We start from the raw sequence: 6,479 nt of genomic DNA, 5'->3' as shown, positions 1-6,479 counted from the left end.
TCCCGGTCATGACCGACACGCCCACACCCCGCCCCCAGCTCGCCCATCACTGGACGCCGGGGACCGGCCCCGCGATCGTCTTCCTGCCCGGCTATGCCTCGGACATGCAGGGGTCGAAGGCGCTGGCGCTGGAGGCATGGGCCCAGGCGAACGGCCGGGCCTTCCTGCGCTTCGACTATGGCGGCTGCGGCGAGTCGGAGGGCGCGTTCGAGGATCAGGCGCTGGCCGACTGGCGGGACGACGCGGTCGCGATGCTCGACGATGTGGTGAAGGGGCCCGCCATATTGGTCGGATCGTCGATGGGCGGCTGGCTGATGCTGCTCGCCGCCAAGGCACGCCCCGAACAGGTCCAGGCGCTGGTCGGCATCGCGCCCGCGCCCGACTTCACCGACTGGGGCTTTTCCGAAGACGAGAAGATGACGATCCTCCAGGCCGGACGGCTGGAGCGGCCCAATCCCTATGGCCCCGCCCCCACCGTCTATACCCGCCGCTTCTGGTCGTCGGGCGAGGCCAATCGCCTGACGTTCGGACCCATCGCGTTCGACGGACCGGTGCGTCTGCTTCAGGGCATGGCGGACCCCGATGTCCCCTGGCAGCGGACCACCCATCTGGCGCAGCTGTTCCGTTCAGCCGATGTGCAGACTCTCCTGATCAAGGACGGGGACCACCGGCTGTCGCGCGATGCCGATATCGCGCTGCTGATCCGGGCCGTCGAGGACGTGTTGCACCGCCTATGATCCTGCTCCCCCTGGCGCTCGCCGCCGCCGTCCAGTCGGCCCCCGCCAAGACGCCGCCCCTGCCCACCGACCCGCGCGAGGCGCGCTATCAGCGCTGCGTATCGCTCGCCGACACCAATCCCGCCGCCGCGAAGGTCGAGGCGGGCAAATGGCGGCTGGCGGGCGGAGACTATTTCGCGCAGCAATGCCTGGGGCTGGCCTTTGCCACCGAGCGCAGCTGGAGCGCGGCGGCCAGCGCCTTCGAACAGGCCGCCCGCGCCGCCGAGACCGCACATGACGTGCGCGCCGCCAATTACTGGGCGCAGGCGGGCAATGCCTTTCTCGCCGCCGGGGACGCCACCCATGCCCGCGCCGCGCTGGATGCCGCGCTGGCGGCGGGCGAGCTGAGCGGCTTCGCGCTGGGTGAGGCGCAGCTCGACCGCGCGCGCGCTTCGGTCGCGGGCGGACAGATGGCCGCCGCGCGCGTCGACCTGGATGCCGCGCTGACCAACGCACCTTCCGATCCGCTCGCCTGGCTGCTGTCGGCGACGCTGGCGCGGCGGATGAACGACCTGCCGCGCGCGCAGAAGGACATCGGCCAGGCGCTGGCCCGCTCCGCCGACGATGCCAGCGTCCAGCTGGAGGCGGGCAACATCGCCGCCGTCGCGGGCGACGAAACGGGCGCGCGCAAGGCGTGGAGCGAGGCCGCCCGTCTCGCCCCGCCGGACAGCCCGATCCGCGCCGAGACGGCCAAGGCGCTCTCGCAATTCCCGTCCCGCTAATCCCTTATCGCACGTAAAGGTCATGCTTCCCCGATAGGGGTAGCATGGCCGCCCCGCCCGAGCGGCTCCGTTGAACAGGCAGAATCACCGATGCGCTATCTCCACACCATGATCCGCGTCAGCGACCTGGACGCCAGCATCCGCTTCTTCGAGTTGCTGGGCCTGAAGGAAGTGCGCCGTGTGGACAATGAACGCGGCCGCTTCTCGCTGATCTTCCTCGCCGCCCCCGGTGACGAAGGCCGCGCCGAGGTCGAGCTGACCCATAATTGGGACCCCGAAATCTATACCGGCGGTCGCAATTTCGGGCATCTCGCCTACCGCGTCGACGATATCTACCAGACATGCCAGCGGCTGATGGAGGCCGGGGTCATCATCAATCGTCCCCCACGCGACGGACATATGGCCTTCGTCAAGACGCCCGACGGCATCTCGATCGAACTGTTGCAGGACGGTGCGCTGCCTCCCGCCGAACCTTGGCTCTCGATGCCCAATGTCGGAAGCTGGTAAGAGGCTCTCCATGGAAATCGTTCGAGTCCCCGTCCTCTCCGACAATTATGCCTGGCTGATCCATGACGCCGGGCAGACCGTCGCGCTCGACCCCGGCGAGGCTTCGCCCGTCGCAGCGGCGGCGGCGGCGCGTGGCTGGACGATCGATCAGGTCTGGCTGACCCATTGGCATCCCGATCATGTCGGCGGCGGCGCCGCGCTGAAGGCGCAAGGGGCCAGCGTCGCGGGTCCGGCGGCGGAGGCGGCGAAGATCGACGGGCTCGACACGCTGCTGGACGAGGGCGACACCATCACGGTCGGCGATGCCGTCGCGACCATCTGGTCGGTGCCGGGCCATACGGCGGGCCATATCGCGTTTCACCTTGCCGACCGGGCGACGATCTTCACCGGCGACACCCTGTTCGCCATGGGATGCGGGCGGCTGTTCGAGGGGACGGCGGCGCAGATGCACGCCAATATGCGTCGGTTCGCGGGACTGCCGGGCGACACGCGCGTCTATTGCGGCCATGAATACACCCTGTCCAACGCCCGCTTCGCCGCCGCCGCCGAGCCCGACAATGACGCCATCGCCGAGCGGCTGGCCGATGTCGTCGCGATGCGCGAACAGGGCGAGCCGACCATTCCGACGACCATCGCGCTGGAGCGGGCCACCAACCCCTTCCTCCGCTCGGTCGATGCGGACGAACTGGCGCAGCGTCGTGCAGCCAAGGACGCGTTCAAGGGTTAAGCCAAGTGCTACAGGGGCGTTTAGACGGAGACGGAATGATGCGTATCGTGACGTTGTTATCTGTTCTGATCCCCATGGCGGGCTTGAGCGCCTGTACGCTGACCCCGGCGCAAAAGGCGCAGGTCGAACAGCGCGCCCAGACCGAGCGCGCGGATCTCGACAAGGCGCTGCGCGGCCTGACGCCGGGCGCTCCGACCCAGTGCATCAGCCAGTATCGGACTCAACAGGTGCGGTCCTACGGCCCGACCCTAGTCTACACCGTGTCCCCGCGCCTGAAATATGTCAGCCGAACCGCGGGCGGATGCAGCGATGTCGGCGGGTCGGGCAACAACATCTTCGTGACCCGCACCACCACGGGCCAGCTCTGTTCGGGCGACATCGCGCAGACGGTCGACCGCACCTCCGGCTTCTTCACCGGCAGTTGCAGCTTCGACGAGTTCATCCCCTATCGGAAGCAGGGCTGATGCGCAGCAAGGCCACCATCGCCGCCGCCCTGGGCCTGACCCTGACTCTGTCAGCGGCCAAGTCCGACCCCTTTGCGGGACGTGTCGCGGGTCCACCGGTGCAATGCGTCGACACCAGCACGACCATGTCGGGACCGGTGATCGCCGACAAGGACGTGATCGTCATCAATGCGGGACGCCGCATCTGGCGTGCCCAGGTGCGCGGCCAGTGCGCAGGCATTCAGCCGTTCAACACGCTGCTGATCGACCGCTGGGGATCGCAGGTCTGTCGGAACGACCGGTTCCGGGTGTTGCAACAAGGGATGTCGATCCCCGGCGCATGGTGTTTCTTCGATGGGTTCGTGCCGTATGATCGGGTGAAGAAATAGGGCGGAGTGATTGGGGCTCCCGCCCTCCCCCATCCCAGTTTCAGGTAAACGATGCCCCGCATCGTTTAGGTCATGCCGGGGGCATGACCGACCTGAAACTCGCCTGCGGGAGGGGCGTGCCAAGACACGTCGGAATAGAGGCATAACATCTGGTCTTGCCGCTCCCCTCCCGTTTACGGGAGGGGATGGGGGAGGGCCCGGTGTCTCACCGAGCCCCCACCCCGATCACAAGACGAACCGGCTCAGATCCGTATTCCGCGCCACCGCCGACAGCTGCTGGTCGACATAGGCGCCGTCCACGGTCAGCGTCGAACCCTGGCGATCCTCCGCCTCGAAGCTGATCTCCTCCAACAGCTTCTCCATCACCGTCTGGAGCCGCCGTGCGCCGATATTCTCGACCTGGCCGTTCACTTCCGCCGCGATACGCGCGATGGCGGCGATGCCGTCCTCGGTGAAGGAAATCTCCACCCCCTCGGTGCCGATCAGCGCCTTGTATTGCGCGGGCAGCGACGCCTTGGTGTCCGACAGGATCGCGACGAAATCGCTCTCGGTCAGCGCCTTCAGTTCGACCCGAATCGGCAGACGCCCCTGAAGCTCGGGCAGCAGATCAGACGGCTTGGCGACATGGAAGGCGCCGGACGCGATGAACAGGATATGGTCCGTCTTCATCGGGCCATATTTGGTTGCGACCGTCGTCCCCTCGATCAGCGGCAGCAGGTCGCGCTGCACGCCCTCACGGCTGACCGAACCGCCGCGCACGTCGCTGACCGCGATCTTGTCGATCTCGTCGAGGAAGACGATTCCGTTCGCCTCGGCATCGGCCAGCGCGGCGCGACTGACCTCGTCCTGATCGAGGCGCTTGTCGGCCTCTTCCTCGACCAGCTTGGTCCAGGCGGCCGACACGGTCAGCTTGCGGCGCTTGAGCGGCTGACTGCCGAACGCCTTGCCCATCATCTCGGACAGGTTGATCATCTGCGGCGCGGCACCGGGGATTTCGAACGGCGTGGCCTGCGCCTGCTCCAGTTCGATCTCGATCTCGGTCTGGTCGAGATGGCCGTCGCGGAAACGCTGGCGGAACGCCTCGCGCGTCGCCTGGCTCGAATCCTTGCCGACCAGCGCGTCGAGCAGGCGGTTCATCGCCGCCTCTTCGGCCTTGTCCTTCACCGCGACGCGACGGCGTTCCTTTTCCAGGCGGATCGCTTCCTCGACCAGGTCACGCGCGATCTGTTCGACGTCGCGACCGACATAGCCGACCTCGGTGAACTTGGTCGCCTCGACCTTCACGAACGGCGCATCGGCCAGCTTGGCCAGACGGCGGCTGATCTCGGTCTTGCCGCACCCCGTGGGGCCGATCATCAGGATGTTCTTGGGCGTCACCTCGTCGCGCAGATCCGCGCCCAGGCGCTGACGACGCCAGCGGTTGCGCATGGCGACGGCGACGGCGCGCTTGGCGTCGGCCTGGCCGATGATGTGCGCGTCGAGCGCGGCGACGATCGCCTTGGGGGTCAACTGGTCGTTCATGAGAGCCCTGACTTACTGCGCGCCGTCGATGGCTTCGAGCGTGACGCGGTCATTGGTATAGACGCAGACATCGGCGGCGATCGCCATCGCCTTGCGCGCGATCGTCTCGGCATCCTGTTCATAGTCGACAAGCGCTCGCGCAGCCGCGAGGGCGTAATTGCCGCCTGAGCCGATCGCGCAGATGCCGTTCTCCGGCTCCAGCACGTCGCCGTTGCCGGTCAGGATCAGCGTCACGTCCTTGTCGGCGACGATCATCATCGCTTCCAGGTTGCGCAGGAACTTGTCGGTGCGCCAGTCCTTGGCCAGCTCGACCGCCGCGCGCAGCAACTGACCGTTGTGGCGCTCCAGCTTGGCCTCCAGCCGCTCGAACAGGGTGAAGGCATCCGCCGTCGCGCCCGCAAAGCCGCCGATGACCGAGCCATCGCCCAGCCGCCGGACCTTGCGCGCATTGGGCTTCATGACCGTCTGGCCCATCGAAACCTGACCGTCTCCGGCCACCACCACCCGGCCGCCACGGCGCACCGAGCAAATCGTCGTGCCATGCCAGGTGGGCATGGCGTGTTCATTCCCGCTCATGCGCGGCGATATGGAGTCGAGGATGCGTGGGTTCAATGGAGGGGATGGTGGTGTGTTTTTCCCGAGCGAAGTGAAAGGCGATGCATATCCTCCCCGGTACGGGGAGGTGGCAGCGCGTAGCGCTGACGGAGGGGGACTTCCTCACAGGTCGCCGTTAGCGGCACGCCCCCTCCACCACCGCTTCGCGGCGGTCCCCCTCCCCTTGCCGGGGAGGATTGGACCTATTCCCTCAGCTTCTCGATCTTGTCCTTCAACGCCGCTAGTTCGGCCTTTAGCGCGGCCATCTCGGCATCCTTGCTGGCGGACGGGGCCGCTGGCGTCGAGGTGGGAGCCGTCTCAGGCGTGGCGGCCTTGAACCCTTGCGTCGCAGCCTCGAACATCGCCAGATTCCGCTTGGCCATGTCAGCGAAGGGCGTGTTCGCGAACGCGCCCTCGACCGCCGACTTGAACTGTTCCTGGTTGCGGCGGAAGCTGTCCATCGACGCTTCCAGATAACCGGGCACCATCGCCTGCATCGAATCGCCGTACATCGAGATGAGCTGGCGCAGGAAATTCACCGGCAGCATGGTTTCGCCCCGGCTTTCCTCTTCCATGATGATCTGGGTCAGGACATTATGGGTGATGTCCTCGTCGGTCTTGGCGTCGACGACCTTAAAATCACGACCCGCGCGGATCATGCCCGCCAGATGATCGAGCGTGATGTAGGAGGAGGTTTCGGTGTTGTAGAGCCGCCGGTTCGCGTATTTCTTGACGATCACGACGCCGTCCGATGCCTGCTTCTTCATGGACCCCCGCCTTTCATGGTTTTGCCGCAGCCT

General features: G+C 66.7%; 9 protein-coding genes. 6 read left to right on the top strand and 3 right to left on the bottom strand.

What is annotated here, in order from left to right; genetic code table 11:
- The first annotated feature begins 8 nt into the window (after positions 1-8).
- The 6 genes from NS355_RS03080 (at position 9) to NS355_RS03055 (ending at position 3,564) form a co-directional block, all read left to right on the top strand.
- Positions 9-737, top strand: coding sequence for an alpha/beta hydrolase (locus NS355_RS03080; RefSeq protein WP_058744338.1), 729 nt, complete (start codon positions 9-11; stop codon positions 735-737).
- Entirely contained in the window at positions 734-1,498 is a 765-nt protein-coding gene (locus NS355_RS03075) for a tetratricopeptide repeat protein (RefSeq protein ID WP_058744337.1), read from the top strand. The genes NS355_RS03080 and NS355_RS03075 overlap by 4 nt, the downstream gene beginning before the upstream one ends.
- Positions 1,499-1,588: 90 nt before the next feature.
- Positions 1,589-2,005: a VOC family protein gene (locus NS355_RS03070; RefSeq protein WP_058744336.1), complete on the top strand. Its 417-nt coding sequence runs from the start codon at positions 1,589-1,591 to the stop codon at positions 2,003-2,005.
- A 10-nt stretch (positions 2,006-2,015) separates the two neighbouring features.
- On the top strand, positions 2,016-2,732 hold the full coding sequence (gene gloB, locus NS355_RS03065) for a hydroxyacylglutathione hydrolase (RefSeq protein WP_084787459.1): 717 nt from the start codon (positions 2,016-2,018) through the stop codon (positions 2,730-2,732).
- Positions 2,733-2,767: 35 nt separating this feature from the next.
- Positions 2,768-3,196, top strand: coding sequence for a hypothetical protein (locus NS355_RS03060; RefSeq protein WP_153008008.1), 429 nt, complete (start codon positions 2,768-2,770; stop codon positions 3,194-3,196).
- Entirely contained in the window at positions 3,196-3,564 is a 369-nt protein-coding gene (locus NS355_RS03055) for a hypothetical protein (protein WP_058744333.1), read from the top strand. Before NS355_RS03060 ends, NS355_RS03055 begins: the two co-directional genes overlap by 1 nt.
- Positions 3,565-3,789: 225 nt before the next feature.
- On the opposite strand, the gene hslU is transcribed toward NS355_RS03055, so the two are convergent.
- The 3 genes from hslU to phaR all read right to left on the bottom strand — a co-directional run bounded on the left by hslU (position 3,790) and on the right by phaR (position 6,446).
- Positions 3,790-5,085, bottom strand: a complete 1,296-nt coding sequence (gene hslU, locus NS355_RS03050) for an ATP-dependent protease ATPase subunit HslU (protein WP_058744332.1) — start codon at positions 5,083-5,085, stop codon at positions 3,790-3,792.
- Positions 5,086-5,097: 12 nt separating this feature from the next.
- On the bottom strand, positions 5,098-5,640 hold the full coding sequence (gene hslV / locus NS355_RS03045; protein ID WP_058744342.1) for an ATP-dependent protease subunit HslV: 543 nt from the start codon (positions 5,638-5,640) through the stop codon (positions 5,098-5,100).
- A gap of 242 nt (positions 5,641-5,882) precedes the next feature.
- Complete coding sequence (gene phaR / locus NS355_RS03040; protein WP_058744331.1) at positions 5,883-6,446, bottom strand: polyhydroxyalkanoate synthesis repressor PhaR; 564 nt, start codon at positions 6,444-6,446, stop codon at positions 5,883-5,885.
- Between the last annotated feature and the right edge of the window lie 33 nt (positions 6,447-6,479).

This window comes from Sphingomonas yabuuchiae, from assembly GCF_001477495.1.
Classification (GTDB): Bacteria; Pseudomonadota; Alphaproteobacteria; order Sphingomonadales; family Sphingomonadaceae; genus Sphingomonas; species Sphingomonas yabuuchiae_A.
Note: the sequence above shows the minus strand (reverse complement) of the source record. Positions and strands in the feature narration are given on the sequence as shown.

Coding starts and splice junctions, on each gene's coding strand:
- hslV (WP_058744342.1), bottom strand. CDS start 5,640: ATGCCCACCTGGCATGGCACGACGATTTGCTCGGTGCGCCGTGGCGGC.
- hslU (WP_058744332.1), bottom strand. CDS start 5,085: ATGAACGACCAGTTGACCCCCAAGGCGATCGTCGCCGCGCTCGACGCG.
- NS355_RS03080 (WP_058744338.1), top strand. CDS start 9: ATGACCGACACGCCCACACCCCGCCCCCAGCTCGCCCATCACTGGACG.
- NS355_RS03060 (WP_153008008.1), top strand. CDS start 2,768: ATGATGCGTATCGTGACGTTGTTATCTGTTCTGATCCCCATGGCGGGC.
- NS355_RS03055 (WP_058744333.1), top strand. CDS start 3,196: ATGCGCAGCAAGGCCACCATCGCCGCCGCCCTGGGCCTGACCCTGACT.
- NS355_RS03070 (WP_058744336.1), top strand. CDS start 1,589: ATGCGCTATCTCCACACCATGATCCGCGTCAGCGACCTGGACGCCAGC.
- gloB (WP_084787459.1), top strand. CDS start 2,016: ATGGAAATCGTTCGAGTCCCCGTCCTCTCCGACAATTATGCCTGGCTG.
- phaR (WP_058744331.1), bottom strand. CDS start 6,446: ATGAAGAAGCAGGCATCGGACGGCGTCGTGATCGTCAAGAAATACGCG.
- NS355_RS03075 (WP_058744337.1), top strand. CDS start 734: ATGATCCTGCTCCCCCTGGCGCTCGCCGCCGCCGTCCAGTCGGCCCCC.